Consider the following 18,703-nt stretch of genomic DNA (forward strand, 5'->3'; position numbering starts at 1 on the left):
CGTTCACGGTTCGCTTGCCCATTACGTCGGTTCCTCCTCGGTCCCTGCGAGGACGTATGCGGCACTGCTCGGTGGTGCTGGGGCGCGGTCCTCGAACCGCACCGTTCAGTACTACCGCTTGGTACTGCCCGGTACCGCCGTGTCATCTGTCTGTAACAACGGACCGGAAACACAAAAGGACCCGGGGGCTACGTTGCCCGGATCCTCTTCGCAGCAGAATAACCCACATGTGCGCCGCGTCATCTGGTCAATCTGGCAGATCATCTGATTCATCTACCGCGCCGGGGGCCCGGCGCACGGTGCTCAGGACCGTGGACGGGGTCCCCATCGAGGCGGTGTACGAGCCGTGTACGGCAGGTTTCGCCCGTGAGATCCCGGGTGATTGCGGGACCGCCGTCGTGCTCGCCCATGGCTTCACCGGGTCGGTGGACCGGCCGGCCGTACGCCGGGCCGCACGGGTCTTCGCCCAGCGTGCGGCGGTGGTGACCTTCTCGTTCCGTGGACACGGGGGCTCCGGCGGACGGTCCACGGTCGGCGACCGCGAGGTGCTCGATCTGGCGGCGGCGGTGGAATGGGCCCGGTCCCTCGGCCATACGCGCGTGGTGACGGTCGGCTTCTCGATGGGCGGTTCCGTGGTGCTGCGGCATGCCGCGTTGCACAGGGGGCGCACGGATGCGCGGACCGATGCCGTGGTCTCCGTCAGCGCTCCGGCACGCTGGTACTACCGGGGTACGGCGCCGATGCGGCGGCTGCACTGGGTGGTGACCCGGCCCGCCGGACGGCTCGTCGGACGTTACGGATTGCATACGCGTATCCACCACCGGGAGTGGGATCCGGTGCCGCTCCCGCCGGTCGAGGCGGTCCCGCTGATCGCGCCGACCCCGCTGCTGGTCGTGCACGGCGACCGCGACCCCTACTTCCCGCTGGATCATCCGCGCATGCTGGCCGCCGCGGCGGCGGCCGGGGCGGGACCTGCGGAGTTGTGGCTGGAAGCGGGTATGGGACACGCGGAGAACGCCGCGGACGAGGGGCTCCTCACCCGGATCGCGGCGTGGCTGACGGACGAGGACCGGGGGCGCCCGGATCCGGCGGGGCCGGCGGAGCCCGGCGTGGCGGGGGCCGCGGGGGCGGCGGGGCCGGACCCGGGGCGGCCGTCGTCGTCGGCCATCATGGAGGCCGACGAAAGGAGTGCCGCTATGGCAGCGGGCACGATCCGCTACTGGGCCGCGGCCAAGGCCGCGGCGGGAATCGCCGAGGAGTCGTATACGGCCGAGACCCTGGCCGACGCGCTCGACGCCGTGCGGTCGAGGCACCCGGGCGAGCTGACGCGGGTGCTCCAGAGGTGTTCCTTCCTCGTCGACGGTGACCCCGTGGGAACGCGTGGCCATGAGACCGTACGGCTTGCCGAGGGCGGCACGGTCGAGGTGCTTCCGCCGTTCGCAGGAGGGTGAACCGCAGAACATGAGCAACGATCAGCAGTATCCGTACGGTCAGTACGGGGGGAACGGCGCGTACGGCGAGCAGGGCCGGCACGGCCGGTACGGCGCGGACGACCGGAGCCAGGGCGCCCCCGTCGCGTACGACCAGTACGGCAACCCACTGCCTCAGCAGCAGCAGTCCCCCCAGCCGGGGTTTGGGCAGCCGGGGTCTGGGGAGCAGCCCGTGTATCAGGAGCCGCCGCAGGACCCGGGCGCCGCGCAGACCTGGGAGGGCCAGACCTGGGACACGCAGTACCAGCCGCGCCTCCAGTGGCAGCAGGACCAGCACGGCGGTGGGCAGGGCGGGCACGGCGGCGGCCAGGATCCGTACGGGCAGCAGCAGCAGCAGGCTCAGGCGTATCCGCAGGCGCACCCGCAGCAGGCGCAGCAGCAGAGGCACCAACAGCAGGCGCACCAGAGCGGTGCCGCCGCCGAGACGGCGTATCTGCCGGTGCAGGGCGCCTATCCGCTGCCGCCCGAGTCACCGGCGACGGGGGGCGCGGCGCCCGGTCCGGCCGCGTACCCGCCCCAGGGAACGGGCCAGGGGCCGGTGCAGGGCCAGGGACCTGGCCAGGGGCACGGACTCGGCCAAGGGCAGGGCCAGGGACTTCGCCAGGGACCGGGCCAGGGGCAGGCGGCCAGCGGTCCCGCCTTCACACCCGCCCCCGGCGCCACCCCCGCACCGGCCCCCGGCGCCGACGGCTACAGCGCGCCGACCACCATGGGCAACGCCCGGATCACCGACGCCCAGCGCGCCCGTGCCGAGGGCCGTTCGCCGATCATCCCGCCCGGCATGCAGCCGGCCGGGCTGACCGCCGTCCTCGGGCTGTTGCTGGCCGGCGGCGCGGCGGTCGGACCGTACGCGCTGCTCGTCCCGCTGGTCCTGCTCCAGGCGGTCACGGCGGCGGGCTGGTTCCGGCTGAACGGCATGTGGCCGGCCCGCCAGGGCATCGCGCTCGCCTTCCTCGGCGGGATCACCGCCGATGTCGCCCTGCTCGCCGTCGCCGACGAGTACGCCGTGGCCGCGATCCTCGGCACGCTCGGTGTGTGGGTGCTGCTCACGGTCGTGCTGCAACTGCGCAGCCGCGCGGGCGCCGACGAGCGGATGGAGGGCCTGATGGCCACCGTCGTCTCGGCCGCGCTCACCATCATCGCCACCGGACATCTCGCGGCCCTGCCGGACGCGGTGGTCGTGGGCGGGGCGGCGGTGGCCGCCACGACCGTGGTGCGCGCGCTGCCGCTCCCGGGAGCCGCCTCCGTGGTGGTCTCCCTGCTGGTGGCGGCGGGCGCGGGTGCGGTGGTCGGCGGAATGACGGATCTGGGCGGCGCGGGCACGCTGCTGGGCCTCGGGGCCGGGGTCTGCGCGCTGATCGGACTGCGGGCCGCGAGCTACGACTACCCGTCCCGTTTCGTCCATATGACCGCCGGAGTGGCGCTGCCGCTCACGGCCGCCGCACCGGCCGTCTATCTGCTGGGCCGCGTGCTGGGCTGACCGGCGGGCGGTGCGGTCCGAGGGTGACCGCACCGGCCCCGGTCCGGCGGCCCCGACGGATGGGTCAGGCCGCGGCCCCGGCGGGTGGGTCGGCGGGTGGGTCCGGGAACCGTGGGTCTTCCCCGTACGTCGATCAGTCCGGCTGCCTCGGCCCGACGGGCGTTACGCTCACACGGTCGTCAGGGAAGCCAGAACGATCGAAAGCGATCAAAGGCGATCAGTAGTCGGCATCCGATCAGTGAACGACCAGGCACCTACAAGGTGGGGGACACCGAGCAATGCGCGCACTGCGAATTCTGCTGATACTCGTCGTGGTCTTCGGCGGGCTGTTCGTCGCCGCCGACCGTGCGGCGGTGTACTTCGCCGAGGGCCAGGTCGCCGACAGGATCAGGTCGAGCCAGGGACTCAGCTCCGAGCCCCAGGTCTCCATCAAGGGCTTCCCCTTCCTCACCCAGGTCGTGGGCTCCTCGCTGGACGAGGTCGACATCAGCCTCGGCGGTGTCAACGCCACCGCCGACGGGCACCAGGTCGCGGTGACCGAGGTCAGGGCCGAGCTGAGGGACGTCACGTTCGACAGCAGCTTCTCCCAGGCGACCGCCTCCCGGGCCGCCGGCTCGGCGCGCATCTCGTACGCGGACCTGGCCAAGTCGGCGCCGAAGGGCGCGAGCGTCGGCTACGCGGGTGCCGACCGGGCCGCCAAGGGGCAGGTCAAGCTCTCGGGACGGCTGGCGGACGTGCTGGAGGGCGCGGGCATCGACATGCCGTCCACCGTGCGGGCGCTGCTGGACGGACAGACGGTCACGGCGTACAGCACGGTGTCGCTGGAGGGCGGCGACACGGTCCGGCTGCGTGCCGAGACCCTGCCCGAGCTGCCGGTGCCGGGCCTGAACGACCAGGTGCGGGACGTGGTCGACTACGACCTCAAGATCGACGGACTGCCGTCGACCATCAAGCTGGACAAGGTCACCGCTTCGGAGAGCGGCCTCCAGTTCTCCGGCAGCGGGACGGACGTCTCGCTCGCGGGCTGAGGGCTGGTCCGAGCCGTGCCGCGTGGTTGACGCGTGGTCGCCGTCCGGTCGCATGGCCGCCGCCTGCTCGCGTGGCCGCACGGCCGCGTGCTCGGGAATGACCGGATGGCCGGATGACCGGGTGGCCGGATGGTGAGACGGCGGTGTCCGCTCCGCAGGAGGCCTACCGGTGGAAGTGCCGGGTCGAGCCCCGGGAATCGTACGACCGGCACACTTGTCTCATTGAGTGGATGATCCTGTCTCACCATGTGACACGCCGGTGACATGTCTGCCGGAACGTCCCTACGATCGGACGTATGAGGCAGCAGGCGGACTTCACGAAGCGGCGGGCAGTTGACCTGTGCCGCGTCGCCGCCATGCTCTGTCGCCCTGTCTGAGCGGGACTTCCACGTCCCGTTTTCCTCCGGCCCTTCGAGTATCTCAGGGCCGGTCCCGCGCCGAACGCCGGCTTCCGTCCCATGCGTGGCCATGCCCGGAAGCCGCCCCGCAGCACCGCACGACCCCGCCGAACACTGCCCCGGAGGAGAACAGCATGAGCCGCAGCGACGTCCTGGTAGACGCCGACTGGGTCGAGGCCCACATCGACGACCCGAAGGTGGTCATTGTCGAGGTCGACGAGGACACCTCGGCCTACGACAAGAACCACATCAAGAACGCCGTCAAGATCGACTGGAAGAAGGACCTCCAGGATCCGGTCCGCCGTGACTTCGTCGACCAGGAGGGCTTCGAGAAGCTCCTGTCGGCCAAGGGCATCGCCAACGACGACACGGTCGTCCTCTACGGCGGCAACAACAACTGGTTCGCGTCCTACGCGTACTGGTACTTCAAGCTGTACGGCCACGACTCCGTCAAGCTCCTCGACGGTGGCCGCAAGAAGTGGGAGCTGGACTCGCGCGACCTGGTCGAGGCCGTTCCGGAGCGCGCGGAGACCACGTACCAGGCGAAGCCGCAGAACACCGCGATCCGCGCCTTCCGTGACGACGCGGTCGCCGCGATCGGCACGCAGAACCTGGTCGACGTGCGGTCGCCCGACGAGTTCAGCGGCAAGCTGCTCGCCCCGGCGCACCTCCCGCAGGAGCAGTCGCAGCGTCCGGGCCACATCCCGTCCGCGCGCAACATCCCGTGGTCCAAGAACGCCAACGACGACGGCACCTTCAAGTCGGACGACGAGCTCAAGGAGCTGTACGCCGAGGAGCAGGTGGACCTGACGAAGGACACCGTCGCCTACTGCCGTATCGGTGAGCGTTCCGCGCTCACCTGGTTCGTGCTGCACGAGCTGCTCGGTGTCGAGAACGTCAAGAACTACGACGGCTCGTGGACCGAGTACGGCTCCCTCGTCGGTGTGCCGATCGAGCTCGGCGCCAACAAGTAATCCCCGTCCGGACCTGGAGGACTGAACAGTATGTGTGGAGCACAGGCCGGCGGCCCCGACGCTTCGACGATCAAGCCCGGCGAGACCACCATCCAGGGTTCCGTGACCCGTGACGGCGAGCCCGTCACCGGTTATGTGCGCCTGCTGGACTCGACCGGCGAGTTCACCGCGGAGGTCCCGACCTCGGCGACCGGGCAGTTCCGCTTCTACGCGGCCGAGGGCACGTGGACCGTTCGCGCGCTCGTTCCCGGTGCCACGGCGGACCGTACGGTCGTCGCGCAGACCGGGGGCCTCTCGGAGGTCGCGATCGCGGTCTGAGCCCGCATTCGCACATCGGTACATCGCTACATCGGTACATGGTCGTGTGAGGGGCCGCACCCGCGCCGGGTGCGGCCCCTCGTGCGTGCCTCTCGTGTGGGCCGTCCGCTCGGAGAACGGTGCCGGGCCGGGCGCGCACACGTGTTTCGGTCGTACGCTGGAGGTATGTACACGCGACGCCGTCGTCGGTACTTCCTGTTGATGGGCGGATGCCTGGTCCTCTTCGTCTCCGCCTGGGGATTCGTGCGGTTCTGGTCTGTTCCGGCCGCTGTCGCCCTGTGCGTTGTCGCCATGGTCATTCCGCCGATCGCGGCCATGGTGGGCAACGCGCGCGGCAAGGACGACCGCTGGTGGGACGACCCGTCCGGGGACCCTCAGTCCGATGAGTGGTGGGACGAGCTGGACGGCAGGAAACCGCAGCGGAGAGACAGCAGGAAGTAGCCCCGGCGGAAGCGGGGCGATCAGCGGCGCGGGACGCGGCGAGGAAGCGGCGCCCGCCGGACGGACCCGTACGCCCCGATGCGTGGACCGCGCTGCGAGCCGTGCCGTACGTAGCGCACGTCCCTCAACCCCTCAGCCCCTGAGCCCCTCAGTAGACGAGCGCCTGTACGCCGTCCGGCATGATCTCGCTGACGAAGACCTGCGCGCCGGCGATGCGCACCCCCTCGATCACATCCTTCTCCTCGATGTCGCGCCGGGCCGCGCACTGTGTGCAGAGGGTGATCAGCCCCCCGGCCTGGATCGACTCGATGAGATCCGGCAGCGGCGCCGAGTGCGGCAGTTCGAACTCGGCCGCCCGGCCGGGCAGCGCGAACCACGCGGACTCGCCCGTCAGCCACAGCGAGACCTCCACCCCGCTGGCCACGGCCACCGCCGCCACCGTGAAGGCCTGGGAACAGCGCTCGGGGGCATCGGCCCCGGCGGTCACTTTGATCACGAGCTTCTTCGCGGAATGCATATGCCGAACTGTAATCCGCCCCGGAACCAGCTCCTCGGCTGAGCGCGAAGCACCTCACCGAAGCACCTCACCGAGAGGGCCGGGCCACCACCCATTAGGCTGGGGCCCGGCCCCACGGCCCCAGACCCGCCCCTACCGCGCTTCCGAGGAGCACCCCGTGCTTGAGGCTTTCTTCACTTCCCTGCTGGTCCTCGTCTGTGTCGGCACGCTCGCCTTCGCCGGTCTGACCGTGAAGAAGCTGTACCAGGGCCAGCGCTGAGCGCTGAGCACTGTCCGGTCACCGCCTCACCCGGCACAGCGTCGCCCGCCCTCGTGTCACGCGCCACCGCCGGCCCCCTCACCGTCACCGCCCCACCTCTAGAGATCGACTGAGCTGCTCATGATCGAGATCCCGTCCGACCTGCACCCGGACCTTGTTCCCCTCGTCTTCCTCCTCGGGAACTGGGAGGGCGTCGGCGTCTTCGACTTCCCCGGTGACGAGAAGGCCAACTTCGGCCAGGAAGTCACCTTCAGCCACGACGGCAGGGACTTCATCGAGTACGTCTCGCACACCTGGGCGCTCGACGCCGAGGGCAAGAAGATCAGGCCGATCGAGTCCGAGTCCGGCTTCTGGCGGATCGACAAGGAGCGCAAGGTCGAGGTCGTGATGGTGCGCGACCAGGGCGTCGTGGAGATCTGGTACGGCGAGCTGGCCGCCCAGAAACCGCAGATCGACCTGGTCACCGACGCCGTGGCCCGTACGGCGGCCTCCGGTCCCTACAACGGCGGCAAGCGGCTCTACGGCTATGTGAAGGGCGACCTCATGTGGGTGGGCGAGAAGTCCACCCCCGAGATCCCGCTGCGCCCGTACATGTCGGCGCATCTGAAGAAGGTCGTGAGCCCGGACCAGGTCGAGGCGTGGGCCAAGGACCTCGGTGACCTGCCGGACGACGGCATCGCCTTCTTCAAGTAGCCCGTCGGCCGGCGGGCTACTTGTCTGCCGGCCGACCGGCCGACCGGACGCCCCGGCCGCCCGGCAGAACGCCTTCTTCGGGCAGTGCGCCACGATCACCCGCGCCCCTGCCTACACTGGACGCGTGGTGAGCATCGACTGGAAGAGCGACCTGCGGCAGCGTGGCTACCGGCTGACGCCTCAGCGCCAGCTGGTTCTCGAAGCCGTCGACACCCTCGAACACGCGACGCCGGACGACATCCTCTCCGAGGTGCGCAAGACGGCCTCCGGGATCAATATCTCGACCGTCTACCGCACTCTGGAGCTGTTGGAAGAGCTGGGGCTGGTCTCGCACACCCATCTCGGGCACGGCTCTCCGACGTACCACCTCGCCGACCGGCACCACCACATCCATATGGTCTGCCGGGACTGTACGGAGGTGATCGAGGCGGATGTCGAGGTCGCCGCGGAGTTCACCGCCAAGCTGAGCGAGACGTACGACTTCACGACGGACATGAAGCACTTCGCCATCTTCGGCCGCTGCCGGGCGTGCTCCGCGCACGCGGCGAAGGGCGACGCGTAGCGCACCCGGGATGCACCGGGGATGCACCGGGCGCATTGCCGCGGCCGCGGCCAGGTCCGCATCGGGATATGCCCACCGCGGCCATGCCCACACCGCGGCCATGTCCGTACCGGGTGCACCGGGCGCACCGGGCGCACTGCGGCCAAGTCGGGCCGAGTCGTAGGCTGAAGGCATGAAGAGCCCTCTGCTGTCGCTGCCCGGAGCCGTCGCCGCCGAAGGACAGGACGAAGGTGTCGCCGCGCACTACGGCGATCTGTTCCGTGAACAGCGCGCCCTCGCCGACGGCACCGGTCTGGTCGACCTCTCCCACCGCGGAGTCGTCACCGTGACCGGGGACGACCGGCTGAGCTGGCTGCATCTGCTGCTCACCCAGCATGTGAGCGAGCTGCCCGCCGGCCGGGCCACGGAAGCGCTGATCCTCTCGGCGCACGGCCATATCGAGCACGCGCTCTATCTCGTGGACGACGGCGAGACGGTCTGGGCGCATGTCGAGCCCGGTACACGGGAGGCGCTGATCGCCTACCTGGAATCGATGAAGTTCTTCTACCGGGTCGAGGTCGCCGACCGTACGGACGACATCGCGGTCGTCCATCTCCCGGCGGGCTCCATCGCGGAGGCGCCCGGGGGTGTGGCCGTACGGGAGACCCCGTACGGCCGTGATCTCTTCCTGCCCCGGGCCGACCTGGAGTCCTTCGCCGCGTCGCACGGGCCCCTGGCCGGGATCCTCGCGTACGAGGCGCTGCGGATCGAGGGCCACCGGCCGCGTCTCGGCTTCGAGACCGACCACCGGACCATTCCGCACGAGCTGGGCTGGATCGGCAGCGCGGTCCATCTCCAGAAGGGGTGCTACCGGGGCCAGGAGACCGTGGCGCGCGTCCAGAACCTGGGGAAGCCGCCGCGCAGGCTGGTCTTCCTGCATCTCGACGGCAGCGAGGTCCATCTGCCGGGGCACGGTACGCCGGTCCGTCTCGCGGCGGACGGCGCCGAGGGGCGCCAGCTCGGTTTCATCACCACCTCGGCGCGCCACCACGAACTGGGGCCGATCGCGCTGGCGCTGGTGAAGCGCAATGTGCCGGTGGACGCGGAGCTGATGGCGGGGGACACGGCGGCGGCGCAGGAAGCGGTGGTCGAGGCCTGAGCCCGGTCACGTGTGGTCGTGGCCCGAGTCGCGGCCTGAGCCCGGTCACGTCGTGGCCTGAGCCGCGGCTGGTCGTGGGCCTGAGCCCGGTCACATGTCCAGTACGACCGTGAACGGGCCGTGGTTCGTGAGCGAGACCCTCATGTCCGCTCCGAAGCGGCCCGTCTCCACCCGCGCGCCCAGCGCCCGCAGGCCTGCCACCACCTCCTCGACCAGCGGCTCGGCCACCGGGCCCGGCGCCGCCGCGTTCCAGGTGGGGCGGCGCCCCTTGCGGGCGTCCCCATAGAGGGTGAACTGCGAGATCACCAGCAGGGGAGCGTTCGCTTCCGAGCAGGATCTCTCGCCCTCCAGCATCCGTATCGACCAGAGCTTCCGGGCGAGCCGTTCCGCTTGCTCCTTGGTGTCCTCATGGGTCACTCCCACCAGCACACACAGCCCCTCGCCCGTGAACGAGCCGACCGTCTCGGTCCCGGACTCCGTCACCACGACGACGCTCGCGCCGTCGACTCTCTGCACCACCGCACGCATACGCACCAACCTATCGGGGGCCGAACGGGTGCAGAGTGCCCGCATGCTCCGGTGCAGGAGTGGCACGATGCACAAGGCGGCGCGTCGGTTAGCGCGCCGACGAGGGATGGGGGGTTTCCAGCGGAGCGAGGGCCATGGTCTCCCCCCAGTGGAGTGAGGGGAAGCACGCGATGAGCACACCTGGTGCCGGGCAGCCGCCCGGTTCCGTACCGACGGCCTGCACGACCTGTACGACGAGGGGGACGGGCAGCGGCCCGGTCGCCGCTTCTGTGACGGACCCGGGCGCTGTTCCCGGTTCCGACTCCGACTCCGGTTCCGGTTCCGAGTCGGGTTCCGGTTCCGGGCCGAGTTCGGCGGCCCCTTCGGGAACGGGTACGGGTCCGGGCCCGGGGCCGGACCCGGACAGCGTGGTCGGCCCCGGCCCCGGCCCCGGCGGCTCACGTCCGCCCGTCCAGCGCACCGGCGGCGAGGGCTCGCTGCCCGCGCCACGGCCGTACGACTTCACCGTGCTCCGGCTGCCCGAACTGCGCGCGCTGCGGCGTGACTCCCAGCGCGACGAGGCCGATCTGAGCTATCTGCGCCGGCTCCTCCAGGGGCGCATCGACATCCTGCGGGCCGAGCTGGCCCGCCGTACCGCGCCCGAGACACCGCTGCTGGACCGGCTCTCCGAGATCCTCACCGACGCTCCTTCGCGGCACCGCACCTCCGCCCGTCATGTCACGCTCTCCGTTCCCCGCAGCGCGGAGTACCGCGCGCTGGCCGCGGAGACGCTCGCGGAAGTGGAGCTGTCGGATCTGGAGGCCCGCACGGACGAGGAACTGCACGCCGCGATGGCCCGGCTGATCCGCAACGAACAACAGCTCTCGCGCCGCCGTCACCAGCTCCAGCAGACGGCGAACAACTGTAGTGCGGAGATCGCGCGCAGGTACCGTGAGGGAGAAGCCCAGGTGGACGACCTGCTCACCTGAACCACCCGCTGAGGCACCTGAAGCACCTGAAGCACAGGCACCTGAGGCACCCGCTGAAGCACAGGCACCTGAAGCACCCGCTGAAGCACTTGAAGCACCCGAAGCACCCTGAAGCACCCGCCCATCTGAAGAAGACCCGCCCACCGAGACCGCCGACGGCCGCCCCATCACGCCGTCGGCTCTTCCTGGCGGGTCGCCACTGTCCCGGAAGGCCGACGATGACACCCAGCACCCCCGACGTACCGCCGGCCATACCCACGGCCGACTCGCCGGCAGCCGTCCCGCCCGTCCTCGCCGAGGTCGTACGATCCGGCTTCACCGAGGGGCGGCACCGCGGCTCGCTGGTGCTCCTCGGGGCGGACGGGCGGGTGGAGCTGGCGCTCGGTGACGCGGACGCGCCGGTCTTCCCGCGCTCCAGCAACAAGCCGATGCAGGCCGCCGCCGTGCTGCGGGCCGGTCTCGATCTGTCGGGGGAACGGCTGGCGCTGGCGGCGGCGAGCCATTCGGGAGAGGCGTTCCATCTCGATCTCGTGCGCACGATGCTCGCCGAGCACGGGCTGACCGAGAGCGATCTGCGCACACCGCCGGATCTGCCCCTGGACCGGGTGGAGGCCGAGGCATATCTCGCGGGCGGCGGGACGCGTGACCGGATCCTGATGAACTGCTCGGGCAAGCACGCGGCGATGCTGGCGGCCTCCGCCCTGAACGGCTGGCCCAAGGACAGCTATCTGGACCCCGACCATCCGCTCCAGCGGCTGGTGCTCACGGTGATCGAGGAGGCGGCGGACGAGCCGGTTCCCGCGGTGGGCACGGACGGCTGCGGTGCACCGCTGATGGCGGTCAGCCTGACCGGGCTGGCCCGTGCCTTCCGGCACTTCGTACTGGCCGCGCCGGGTACGGCCGAGCGCCGGGTGGCGGACGCGATGCGTGCCCACCCGGAGTATGTGGCGGGTACCCGCCGCTCGGACACCTGGCTGATGAGGGAGGTGCCGGGCACGCTCTCCAAGATGGGCGCGGAGGCGGTCCAGGCGGTGGCCCTCGCGGACGGGAGGGCGCTGGCCCTCAAGATCGACGACGGCGGCGTCCGGGCGCTAGGCCCCGTGCTGGCACGGGCGCTCGAACTGCTGGGCGTGGAGGCCGAGGTGGTCGGGCGTATCGGCAGGGCGCCCCTGTTGGGCGGCGGCGTGGAGGTCGGCGAGGTCCGCGCGGCGTTCTGAGGCCGAGGCCGGCACCGGGGTCGGCACCGAGGCCGGAGCCGGGGTCGGGGTCGGCACCGAGGCCGGGGTCGAGGTCGAGTTCGAGGCCGACGGTGTGAGGCCGTCGGTTGAGGCCGACGTCGAGGTGAAAATCTGGATGCGGCGGGACACCGGTACCGCTTAGCGTGCGGATCATGAGCCTTGAGGTCCGTACCGTCATCGAATCCGAGTTCCCCGACTGGAACCGAGCCCTCGACACCGGATTTCTGAGGTCACCGGTCGCCGCGGACGAGGTGCTGGCGGGGCGGCTCGCCCACAGCGATCTGAACCGTACGCGCGGCGCCTTCGACAACGGGCGCTGCGTCGCGACCTTCCGGTCCTTCGCTCAGGAGCTGACGGTGGTCGGCGGGGCCGTGCTGTCCGCCGACGCCGTCACCAATGTGACCGTGTCGCCCACCCACCGCAGGCGCGGGCTGCTCGGCCGGATGATGGCCGCCGATCTGACGGCCGCGAAGGAGCGGGGCGACGCCGTCGCCACGCTGATCTCCGCCGAATACCCGATCTACGGGCGGTACGGGTTCGGCCCCGCCGCCTGGACCACGGAGTGGGAGATCGATGTGCCGCGTACGGGCCTCGACCCGCGCTGGTCGGGCCCGGTCGACGGCGGCAGGATCGATCTGGCGGACGCCGCCGAGGTCCGGAAGATCGGCCCGGAACTGCATGAGCGCTTCCGGCCGACCCAGCCCGGCGCGACCGACCGTGACGGGCGCTGGTGGCAGATCAATACGGGGGAGGCGCCCAACGGTTACCCCTGGAGCGAGCCCTTCTACGCCGTCTACCGCTCGGCCGCGGGTGAGGTCGAGGGCCTGGCCACCTACACCGCCGACGATGTGTGGGGCGACGGCAAGCAGCCGAAGAACACCGCGACCGTGCGGAAGCTGATAGCTGTGACACCGCGTGCGGAGCGCGCCCTGTGGCAGTTCGTCTGCTCGATCGACTGGATCACGACGGTCAGGACGGGGCACCGCGCCCCCGACGATCTGCTGCCCCAGTTCCTGCCCGACCCGCGCGCGGCACGGATCGTGACGCAGGCCGACTTCCTGTGGGTACGGATCCTCGATGCCGTACGGGCCCTGGAGGCCCGTACGTACGCCGTGCCGGGCACGATCGTCCTGGACATCCACGACAGGGCGGAGCTGGCGGCCGGCCGGTTCCGGCTGGAGGCCTCACCGGCCGGCGCCACCTGTGTGACGACCACGGAGTCCCCCGATCTCGTCCTGGACGTCAGGGAACTGGGTGCGCTGTACCTGGGTGACGCGTCCGCGCAGCGGCTTGTGGCGCTCGGCGCGGTGAGCGAGGAGCGGCCGGGCGCGGCGGCGGTGGCGGAGACGCTGTTCCGTACGGCGAGGCGCCCTTGGTCGCCGGACGTCTTCTGACGCGGTTTCCGGGGCTGGGGCGTGGTTTCCCGGGCCGCGGCGTGGCGGGGCGTTCACCCGTTCACGCCGAGCCCCGGTTCACGCCAGGCCCCGGTTCATGCCGGGCACCCGTTCACGCCGTACGCGCCCTGAACAGTGCGCCCGACAGCCCCAGGGCCACGGTCAGCGTCCCGGCGCACCAGGCCAGCGCGACCCAGGGCGTCGAGCCCACCGGGAAGCCCAGCAGCAGACCGCGCAGCGATTCGATCACCGGGGTGACCGGCTGGTGGTCGGCGAAGCCGTGGAGCCAGCTCGGCATCGTGTCGACCGGCACGAAGGCACTGCTCGGATAGGGCAGGAACATCATGAAGAAGGTGAAGCCGCCCGCCGCCTCGGGCGACCTGACGAGCAGTCCGACCACGGCCGAGAGCCAGGAGACCGCCACGATGAAGGCGAGCAGGATCCCCGCCGCCGCGAGCGCCCCGGGCACGGTGGTGGACGGGCGGAAGCCGATCAGGAAGGCGACACCGAGGACGAGGGCCGTCGAGACGAGGTTGCGGGCGGCGCTCGCGACCACATGTCCGGCCAGGATCGGGATGCCCCCGATGTCGAGCGAGCGGAATCGGTCGATGATGCCGCCCTTCATGTCCTCGCTGACGCCCACGGCGGTCGTGGCGGAGCCGAATCCGGCGCAGAGGAGCAGGACGCCGGGGACGACATAGGTCACGTACTCCGTACCGGTGTTGATGGCACCGCCGAAGAAATAGACGAAGACCAGCATCAGCATGACCGGCAGCAGCATCGAGGTGATGACGGCGTCGAGGTTGCGCCTGCTGAGACGGATGCCGCGGCCGGCCATCGTGAGGGAATGGGCGACCGGCGCGGTGACGGAGAACCTGAGCGCGTCAGACATGGGTGGCCTCCTTGCCGGTCACCGGACCGGTGTCCGGGCCCGGGGTGGTGTCCGGGCCCGGGGTGGTGTCCGGGCGCGGGGCGGTGTCCGGGCCGTGGGCGGTGTCCGGGCCCGGAGTGGAGTCCGGGCGCGGAGTGGCGTCCGGGCCGTGGGCCGTGTCCGGGCGCGGCTCGCCCGTCAGCGTGAGGAAGACGTCGTCGAGCGTGGCGCTGTGGACCGTGAAGCGCGCCACCTCCGTGCCGTCCGGGTCGATCTCGTCGAGCAGCGCGCGCACATGGGCGGCGGTCCCGTCGGTCGGCAGACCGAGGGTGAGATGTTCGGGGGAGTGGTGCCCGGCCCGGGACGCGAGGCGCAGATAGGCCTCGGGACCGGTCAGTACGAGATCGAGCCGGTGGCCCGCGACCCGGCTCTTCAGCTCGTCCGCCGTGCCCTCCGCGACCAGTCTGCCGTGGTCCATGACCGCGATGCGGTCCGCCAACTGGTCGGCCTCCTCCAGATACTGGGTGGTGAGGAAGACCGTGGTGCCCCGCGCGGAGAGAGCCCGTACCTCCTGCCACAACTCCTGGCGGCTGCGCGGGTCGAGACCGGTCGTGGGCTCGTCGAGGAAGACGACCTCCGGTTCGCCGACCAGGCCCGCGGCGAGATCGAGCCTGCGCCGCATACCGCCGGAGTAGGTGGCGGCCGGACGGCCGGCCACGGCGGAGAGACCGAACCGGTCGAGGAGTTCCGCGGCGCGGCGCCGGGCGTCCCTCCGTGACCGGCCGCTGAGGCGGGCCATCATGCGGACGTTCTCCTCCCCGGTCTGTCTCTCGTCGACGGCGGCGAACTGCCCGGTCAGACTGATGGCGCCGCGCACCCGGCGCCGGTCGGCGACGACGTCGTACCCGGCGACCCGGGCCGTGCCGCTGTCGGCCTCGGTGAGCGTGGTGAGGATCCGTACCGCCGTCGTCTTGCCCGCGCCGTTGGGACCGAGCAGGGCGAAGACCGTGCCGGGGCCGACCCGGAGATCGATCCCGCGCAGGACACGCACCCGTGCCTTTCCGTTCCTGTAGGACTTTTCGAGGCCGGTCGCCTCGATGGCCGGCTGTCGCTTCATGAGCCCCCCGTTCGGCGGCGCCACGGCGCGGTCGGGCGCCCTGCGCGCCATTACTGCGTATGACATACACGTTGCTGTGTAAGAGTTACGCATTACTAGGATGGACGTCAAGCAGGGGGCCGAGGAGATGCGAGGCGACGGCGATGACGGACGGGCGACGGCGATGACGGAGAAGAGCGGCGGCGGTACGGGACTGCCCGCCAGCATCGAGGCCGCCTGGGGGCTGCGCGAACGTCCGTCCAAGGGACCCAAGCCCGGTCTGAGCCTGTCGAGGATCGTCGACGCGGCGGTCGGCGTCGCGGCGGCCGAGGGGCTGGGCGCGGTCTCGATGGGGCGGGTCGCCAAGGAGCTGGGCGTCTCGACGATGTCGCTCTACCGGTATGTCGCGGCCAAGGACGAGCTGTACATCCTGATGCAGGAGGTGGCCATCGGCGCCCCGCCGCCCGCCCCGCCGCCCGGCACCGGATGGCGGGAGGCGCTGGCCCAGTGGGCCCGGGGCCAGCGCGAGATGTTCCACCGGAACCTGTGGGGACTGCGCATCCCGATCTCGGGTCCGCCCGCCACCCCCAACATGGTGGCGTGGTGGGAGCGCGGCCTGACGGCCCTGGACGGCACCGGGCTGGACGACGGCACCAAGCTGTCGGTGATCCTGCTGGTCAGCGGCTTCGTCCGGACCGAGGCGACGCTGATGGCGGATCTGGACGCGGCCGTCGAGGCGAGTGGCGCGTCGGCCGAGGAGGTGATGGCCGGCTATGCGCGTACGTTGCGGAGGCTCGCCGACCCGGACCGCTATCCGGCGGTGGCCGGGCTGCTGGCGGGCGGCGTGATGGACGAGGTGGACGCGCCGGACGCGGAGTTCACGTTCGGTCTGGAGCGACTGCTGGACGGGGTGGAGGTGCTGGTGGCCGGACGGAGCGGCGACGCCCCGGCCACCGCGCGCACGAGGGCCTGGCGGGCGGGGCCCGTCGAGTCGCTGCCGGGTGCGCCGGACGGGGCGGGCTGAGCGGCGGGCGAGGAGCCGGTGGCCCAGGGGGCCGTGCTGGGCCCGGCGGGACCCCCGGCGGGTGGACCCCCGGCGGGTGGACCCCCGGCGGGTGGATCACCCTGCGGTGGATCACCCGCGGCCGGCTACCTGCGGCCGGACCGCCTGCGGCCGACTACCGGCGGCCGGATCACCTGCGGTGGATCACGGCGGCCGGATCACCTGCGGTGGATCACGGCGGCCGGATCACCTGCGGTGGACTACCGCCTGTTGGGCTGGTTGAAGCGCAGCAGGTTGCCGGACGGATCGCGGAAGGCACAGTCGCGTACGCCGTACGGCTGGTCGATCGGCTCCTGGATCACCTCCGCGCCGGAGGCCCTGATGTGCTCGAAGGTGGCGTCGCAGTCGTCGGTCGCGAACACGGCCCGGCTCAGCAGGCCCTTGGCCAGCAGATCCGTCAGGGCCCGCTTGTCGGCCTCCGACGCGTTGGGACTCGCGATCGGCGGTTCGAGGACGATCTCGATGTCCGGCTGCGACGGCGGGCTGACCGTCACCCAGCGCATCCCCTCGAACGAGACATCGCTGCGCACGGTCAGCCCGAGCACGTCCCGGTAGAAAACGAGCGCCTTGTCGTGGTCGTCAACTGCGAGAAAGCAGTGGGAGAGCCTGATGTCCATGGCAGTCACGCTACGAGCCGACGGCGGGTTTCGCTTCCCTGTTCCTGACCGGCCTCGTGAGGATCATGGCGAAGCACGCCGGGATCCCGGCGCCGTCCTCATGGCCGCGTGCCCGGTACGCGCTGGGGCTCTCGCCGACCAGCTCCGTGAACCGTGAGCTGAACGAACCCAGCGACGAACACCCCACCGCGAAGCAGACCTCCGTCACCGTGAGATCGCCCCGGCGCAGCAGGGCCTTGGCCCGTTCGATGCGGCGGGTCATGAGATAGCTGTACGGCGTCTCCCCGAAGGCGGCACGGAAGCTGCGGGAGAAGTGGCCGGTCGACATGAGGGCACCCCGCGCCAGCGCGGGGACGTCGAGCGGGAGCGCGTAGTCACGGTCCATGGTGTCCCGCGCCCGGCGCAGCCTGACGAGGTCCTCGGGTGTCACCCGCCCAGCATCGCACGCCCCTCCACCACGCCCGGGGGCGGTTCTCCTCCGGCTGCGGGTGACTGGCCGTGCGGGTCCCAGGAACGCCGGGGTACTCCCACCCGGGCCGGCGGAGGCGCAGAGTCGGCGTAGGGGAATCCGTGACGATCCGGAGCGGACGATCCGGAGCGGCTTCTGCCCCGTGACGAAAGAGGCACCATGACCAGCACACCTCCCGGCGGTACGCTCACGCTCGCCGACGACCTCACCCTCAGCCGGATGGGTTACGGCGCCATGCAACTCGCCGGTCCCGGCGTCTTCGGTCCGCCCAAGGACCGTGATCAGGCCGTCGCGGTGCTCCGCGAGGCGGTCGACCTCGGTATCACGCACATCGACACCAGCGACTTCTACGGTCCCGTCGTCGTGAACGAGATCATCAAGGAGGCCCTGCACCCCTACCCCGCCGGCCTCCGTATCGTCACCAAGGTCGGTGCCCGCAGAGGCGACGACGGCTCCTGGAGGCCGTCGCTGGAGCCCGAGGACCTCAAGGCGCAGGTGCGCGAGAATCTGCTGCACCTCGGTCTGGATGTGCTCGATGCCGTCAATCTCCGCCTCGGCACGGCCGAGGGCACCTCCGAGGGGTCCCTCGCGGAGCAGTTCGGCGCCCTGGCGGAACTCCGGGAGCAGGGGCTCGTCCGCCACCTCGGACTCAGCGGTGTCTCCTCGGCGCAGCTCACGGAGGCGCAGACCATCGCGCCCGTCGTCACCGTCCAGAACCTCTACAACATCGCGGCCCGGCAGGACGACGCACTGGTCGACCGGTGCGCGGCCGAGAACATCGCGTTCGCCGCGTTCTTCCCGCTCGGCGGCTTCAGCCCGCTCCAGTCGGAGACGCTCAGCGGCGTCGCCGCCCGCCTCGGGGCCTCGCCCCAGCAGGTGGCCCTCGCCTGGCTGCTCCAGCGGTCCGCGACGACCGTGCTCATCCCGGGCACCTCTTCGGTGGCACACCTCCGCGAGAACGTCGCCGCGGCGTCCCTCGAACTCCCGGCCGACGCGATCGCGCGGCTCGACGCGATCGCCGGACAGGAGGCGTGATCGCCGGGACGCACCGGCCCAACGATCCGCCCCCCGGCAGGGCAGGGAAGACCGCCCCTCGCCCACCGCACAGCGCCCCGCCCGCCCAGTCCGAGCTACCGCGCAGGGCCCCGCCCGCCCCGCCGG

General features: G+C 71.2%; 20 protein-coding genes and 1 pseudogene. 15 read left to right on the forward strand and 6 right to left on the reverse strand.

Going from position 1 to position 18,703, the window contains the following annotated elements; all coding sequences use genetic code 11:
• Nucleotides 1–227: 227 nt before the first annotated feature.
• The 7 genes and pseudogenes from ACFYYH_RS26005 to ACFYYH_RS26035 all read left to right on the forward strand — a co-directional run.
• Nucleotides 228–1,061: pseudogene (locus ACFYYH_RS26005) on the forward strand (alpha/beta hydrolase family protein); the annotation flags it as partial.
• A gap of 135 nt (nt 1,062–1,196) precedes the next feature.
• The gene (locus ACFYYH_RS26010) at nt 1,197–1,451 is read left to right on the forward strand and encodes a MoaD/ThiS family protein (protein ID WP_388555842.1); all 255 of its coding nucleotides are present in this window, start codon (nt 1,197–1,199) and stop codon (nt 1,449–1,451) included.
• 10 nt (nt 1,452–1,461) lie between these two features.
• Entirely contained in the window at nt 1,462–2,970 is a 1,509-nt protein-coding gene (locus ACFYYH_RS26015; protein WP_388555569.1) for a hypothetical protein, read from the forward strand.
• Nucleotides 2,971–3,248: 278 nt separating this feature from the next.
• Nucleotides 3,249–3,998 carry a DUF2993 domain-containing protein gene (locus tag ACFYYH_RS26020; RefSeq protein WP_388555572.1) on the forward strand — a complete coding sequence of 250 codons (750 nt, stop codon included), beginning with the start codon at nt 3,249–3,251 and terminating at the stop codon, nt 3,996–3,998.
• A 532-nt stretch (nt 3,999–4,530) separates the two neighbouring features.
• Nucleotides 4,531–5,370 carry a sulfurtransferase gene (locus ACFYYH_RS26025; protein ID WP_388555575.1) on the forward strand — a complete coding sequence of 280 codons (840 nt, stop codon included), beginning with the start codon at nt 4,531–4,533 and terminating at the stop codon, nt 5,368–5,370.
• A gap of 30 nt (nt 5,371–5,400) precedes the next feature.
• Nucleotides 5,401–5,688 (forward strand): DUF1416 domain-containing protein, encoded by a 288-nt coding sequence (locus ACFYYH_RS26030; RefSeq protein ID WP_093594878.1) that lies wholly within the window; start codon nt 5,401–5,403, stop codon nt 5,686–5,688.
• A gap of 165 nt (nt 5,689–5,853) precedes the next feature.
• On the forward strand, nt 5,854–6,129 hold the full coding sequence (locus tag ACFYYH_RS26035) for a DUF3099 domain-containing protein (RefSeq protein ID WP_388555578.1): 276 nt from the start codon (nt 5,854–5,856) through the stop codon (nt 6,127–6,129).
• A 148-nt stretch (nt 6,130–6,277) separates the two neighbouring features.
• Here ACFYYH_RS26035 and ACFYYH_RS26040 read toward each other — a convergent pair whose 3' ends face one another.
• A complete protein-coding gene (locus ACFYYH_RS26040) occupies nt 6,278–6,646 on the reverse strand; it encodes a DsrE family protein (RefSeq protein WP_388555581.1) in 369 nt (122 codons plus the stop codon).
• Nucleotides 6,647–7,025: 379 nt separating this feature from the next.
• Here ACFYYH_RS26040 and ACFYYH_RS26045 point away from each other — a divergent pair, with 379 nt between their 5' ends.
• The 3 genes from ACFYYH_RS26045 (at nt 7,026) to ACFYYH_RS26055 (ending at nt 9,298) form a co-directional block, all read left to right on the forward strand.
• Nucleotides 7,026–7,598 carry an FABP family protein gene (locus tag ACFYYH_RS26045; RefSeq protein ID WP_388555584.1) on the forward strand — a complete coding sequence of 191 codons (573 nt, stop codon included), beginning with the start codon at nt 7,026–7,028 and terminating at the stop codon, nt 7,596–7,598.
• Between the two features lie 124 nt (nt 7,599–7,722).
• Nucleotides 7,723–8,160, forward strand: a complete 438-nt coding sequence (locus tag ACFYYH_RS26050) for a Fur family transcriptional regulator (RefSeq protein WP_388555587.1) — start codon at nt 7,723–7,725, stop codon at nt 8,158–8,160.
• A 172-nt stretch (nt 8,161–8,332) separates the two neighbouring features.
• Entirely contained in the window at nt 8,333–9,298 is a 966-nt protein-coding gene (locus tag ACFYYH_RS26055; RefSeq protein ID WP_388555590.1) for a YgfZ/GcvT domain-containing protein, read from the forward strand.
• A 90-nt stretch (nt 9,299–9,388) separates the two neighbouring features.
• Here the strand turns inward: ACFYYH_RS26055 and dtd are convergent, their stop codons facing one another.
• Nucleotides 9,389–9,826: a D-aminoacyl-tRNA deacylase gene (dtd, locus tag ACFYYH_RS26060; protein ID WP_388555593.1), complete on the reverse strand. Its 438-nt coding sequence runs from the start codon at nt 9,824–9,826 to the stop codon at nt 9,389–9,391.
• Nucleotides 9,827–10,233: 407 nt separating this feature from the next.
• Here dtd and ACFYYH_RS26065 point away from each other — a divergent pair, with 407 nt between their 5' ends.
• The 3 genes from ACFYYH_RS26065 (at nt 10,234) to ACFYYH_RS26075 (ending at nt 13,426) form a co-directional block, all read left to right on the forward strand.
• On the forward strand, nt 10,234–10,794 hold the full coding sequence (locus ACFYYH_RS26065) for an ABC transporter substrate-binding protein (RefSeq protein ID WP_388555844.1): 561 nt from the start codon (nt 10,234–10,236) through the stop codon (nt 10,792–10,794).
• Nucleotides 10,795–11,012: 218 nt separating this feature from the next.
• The gene (locus ACFYYH_RS26070) at nt 11,013–12,011 is read left to right on the forward strand and encodes an asparaginase (protein WP_388555596.1); all 999 of its coding nucleotides are present in this window, start codon (nt 11,013–11,015) and stop codon (nt 12,009–12,011) included.
• Between the two features lie 173 nt (nt 12,012–12,184).
• On the forward strand, nt 12,185–13,426 hold the full coding sequence (locus ACFYYH_RS26075; protein WP_388555597.1) for a GNAT family N-acetyltransferase: 1,242 nt from the start codon (nt 12,185–12,187) through the stop codon (nt 13,424–13,426).
• A gap of 112 nt (nt 13,427–13,538) precedes the next feature.
• On the opposite strand, the gene ACFYYH_RS26080 is transcribed toward ACFYYH_RS26075, so the two are convergent.
• Nucleotides 13,539–14,318 carry an ABC transporter permease gene (locus ACFYYH_RS26080; protein WP_388555599.1) on the reverse strand — a complete coding sequence of 260 codons (780 nt, stop codon included), beginning with the start codon at nt 14,316–14,318 and terminating at the stop codon, nt 13,539–13,541.
• Nucleotides 14,311–15,414 carry an ATP-binding cassette domain-containing protein gene (locus ACFYYH_RS26085; protein WP_388555601.1) on the reverse strand — a complete coding sequence of 368 codons (1,104 nt, stop codon included), beginning with the start codon at nt 15,412–15,414 and terminating at the stop codon, nt 14,311–14,313. The genes ACFYYH_RS26080 and ACFYYH_RS26085 overlap by 8 nt, the downstream gene beginning before the upstream one ends.
• Before the next feature lie 163 nt (nt 15,415–15,577).
• On the opposite strand from ACFYYH_RS26085, the gene ACFYYH_RS26090 reads away from it, so the two are divergent.
• A complete protein-coding gene (locus ACFYYH_RS26090; protein ID WP_388555846.1) occupies nt 15,578–16,417 on the forward strand; it encodes a TetR/AcrR family transcriptional regulator C-terminal domain-containing protein in 840 nt (279 codons plus the stop codon).
• A gap of 239 nt (nt 16,418–16,656) precedes the next feature.
• On the opposite strand, the gene ACFYYH_RS26095 is transcribed toward ACFYYH_RS26090, so the two are convergent.
• Together ACFYYH_RS26095 and ACFYYH_RS26100 are read right to left on the reverse strand one after the other, a co-directional pair.
• Nucleotides 16,657–17,073, reverse strand: coding sequence for a VOC family protein (locus ACFYYH_RS26095; RefSeq protein ID WP_388555604.1), 417 nt, complete (start codon nt 17,071–17,073; stop codon nt 16,657–16,659).
• 10 nt (nt 17,074–17,083) lie between these two features.
• Nucleotides 17,084–17,503, reverse strand: a complete 420-nt coding sequence (locus ACFYYH_RS26100; protein WP_388555607.1) for a helix-turn-helix transcriptional regulator — start codon at nt 17,501–17,503, stop codon at nt 17,084–17,086.
• Nucleotides 17,504–17,701: 198 nt separating this feature from the next.
• On the opposite strand from ACFYYH_RS26100, the gene ACFYYH_RS26105 reads away from it, so the two are divergent.
• Nucleotides 17,702–18,577 carry an oxidoreductase gene (locus tag ACFYYH_RS26105; protein WP_388555609.1) on the forward strand — a complete coding sequence of 292 codons (876 nt, stop codon included), beginning with the start codon at nt 17,702–17,704 and terminating at the stop codon, nt 18,575–18,577.
• Nucleotides 18,578–18,703: the final 126 nt, after the last annotated feature.

This window comes from Streptomyces sp. NPDC002018 (assembly GCF_042890865.1).
Taxonomy (GTDB): Bacteria; Actinomycetota; Actinomycetes; order Streptomycetales; family Streptomycetaceae; genus Streptomyces.

Bases quoted from the DNA above. Each gene is read 5' to 3' on its own strand.
- ACFYYH_RS26010 (WP_388555842.1), top strand. From the start codon at position 1,197: ATGGCAGCGGGCACGATCCGCTACTGGGCCGCGGCCAAGGCCGCGGCG.
- ACFYYH_RS26015 (WP_388555569.1), top strand. From the start codon at position 1,462: ATGAGCAACGATCAGCAGTATCCGTACGGTCAGTACGGGGGGAACGGC.
- ACFYYH_RS26020 (WP_388555572.1), top strand. From the start codon at position 3,249: ATGCGCGCACTGCGAATTCTGCTGATACTCGTCGTGGTCTTCGGCGGG.
- ACFYYH_RS26025 (WP_388555575.1), top strand. From the start codon at position 4,531: ATGAGCCGCAGCGACGTCCTGGTAGACGCCGACTGGGTCGAGGCCCAC.
- ACFYYH_RS26030 (WP_093594878.1), top strand. From the start codon at position 5,401: ATGTGTGGAGCACAGGCCGGCGGCCCCGACGCTTCGACGATCAAGCCC.
- ACFYYH_RS26035 (WP_388555578.1), top strand. From the start codon at position 5,854: ATGTACACGCGACGCCGTCGTCGGTACTTCCTGTTGATGGGCGGATGC.
- ACFYYH_RS26040 (WP_388555581.1), bottom strand. From the start codon at position 6,646: ATGCATTCCGCGAAGAAGCTCGTGATCAAAGTGACCGCCGGGGCCGAT.
- ACFYYH_RS26045 (WP_388555584.1), top strand. From the start codon at position 7,026: ATGATCGAGATCCCGTCCGACCTGCACCCGGACCTTGTTCCCCTCGTC.
- ACFYYH_RS26055 (WP_388555590.1), top strand. From the start codon at position 8,333: ATGAAGAGCCCTCTGCTGTCGCTGCCCGGAGCCGTCGCCGCCGAAGGA.
- dtd (WP_388555593.1), bottom strand. From the start codon at position 9,826: ATGCGTGCGGTGGTGCAGAGAGTCGACGGCGCGAGCGTCGTCGTGGTG.
- ACFYYH_RS26070 (WP_388555596.1), top strand. From the start codon at position 11,013: ATGACACCCAGCACCCCCGACGTACCGCCGGCCATACCCACGGCCGAC.
- ACFYYH_RS26075 (WP_388555597.1), top strand. From the start codon at position 12,185: ATGAGCCTTGAGGTCCGTACCGTCATCGAATCCGAGTTCCCCGACTGG.
- ACFYYH_RS26080 (WP_388555599.1), bottom strand. From the start codon at position 14,318: ATGTCTGACGCGCTCAGGTTCTCCGTCACCGCGCCGGTCGCCCATTCC.
- ACFYYH_RS26085 (WP_388555601.1), bottom strand. From the start codon at position 15,414: ATGAAGCGACAGCCGGCCATCGAGGCGACCGGCCTCGAAAAGTCCTAC.
- ACFYYH_RS26090 (WP_388555846.1), top strand. From the start codon at position 15,578: ATGACGGAGAAGAGCGGCGGCGGTACGGGACTGCCCGCCAGCATCGAG.
- ACFYYH_RS26095 (WP_388555604.1), bottom strand. From the start codon at position 17,073: ATGGACATCAGGCTCTCCCACTGCTTTCTCGCAGTTGACGACCACGAC.
- ACFYYH_RS26105 (WP_388555609.1), top strand. From the start codon at position 17,702: ATGACCAGCACACCTCCCGGCGGTACGCTCACGCTCGCCGACGACCTC.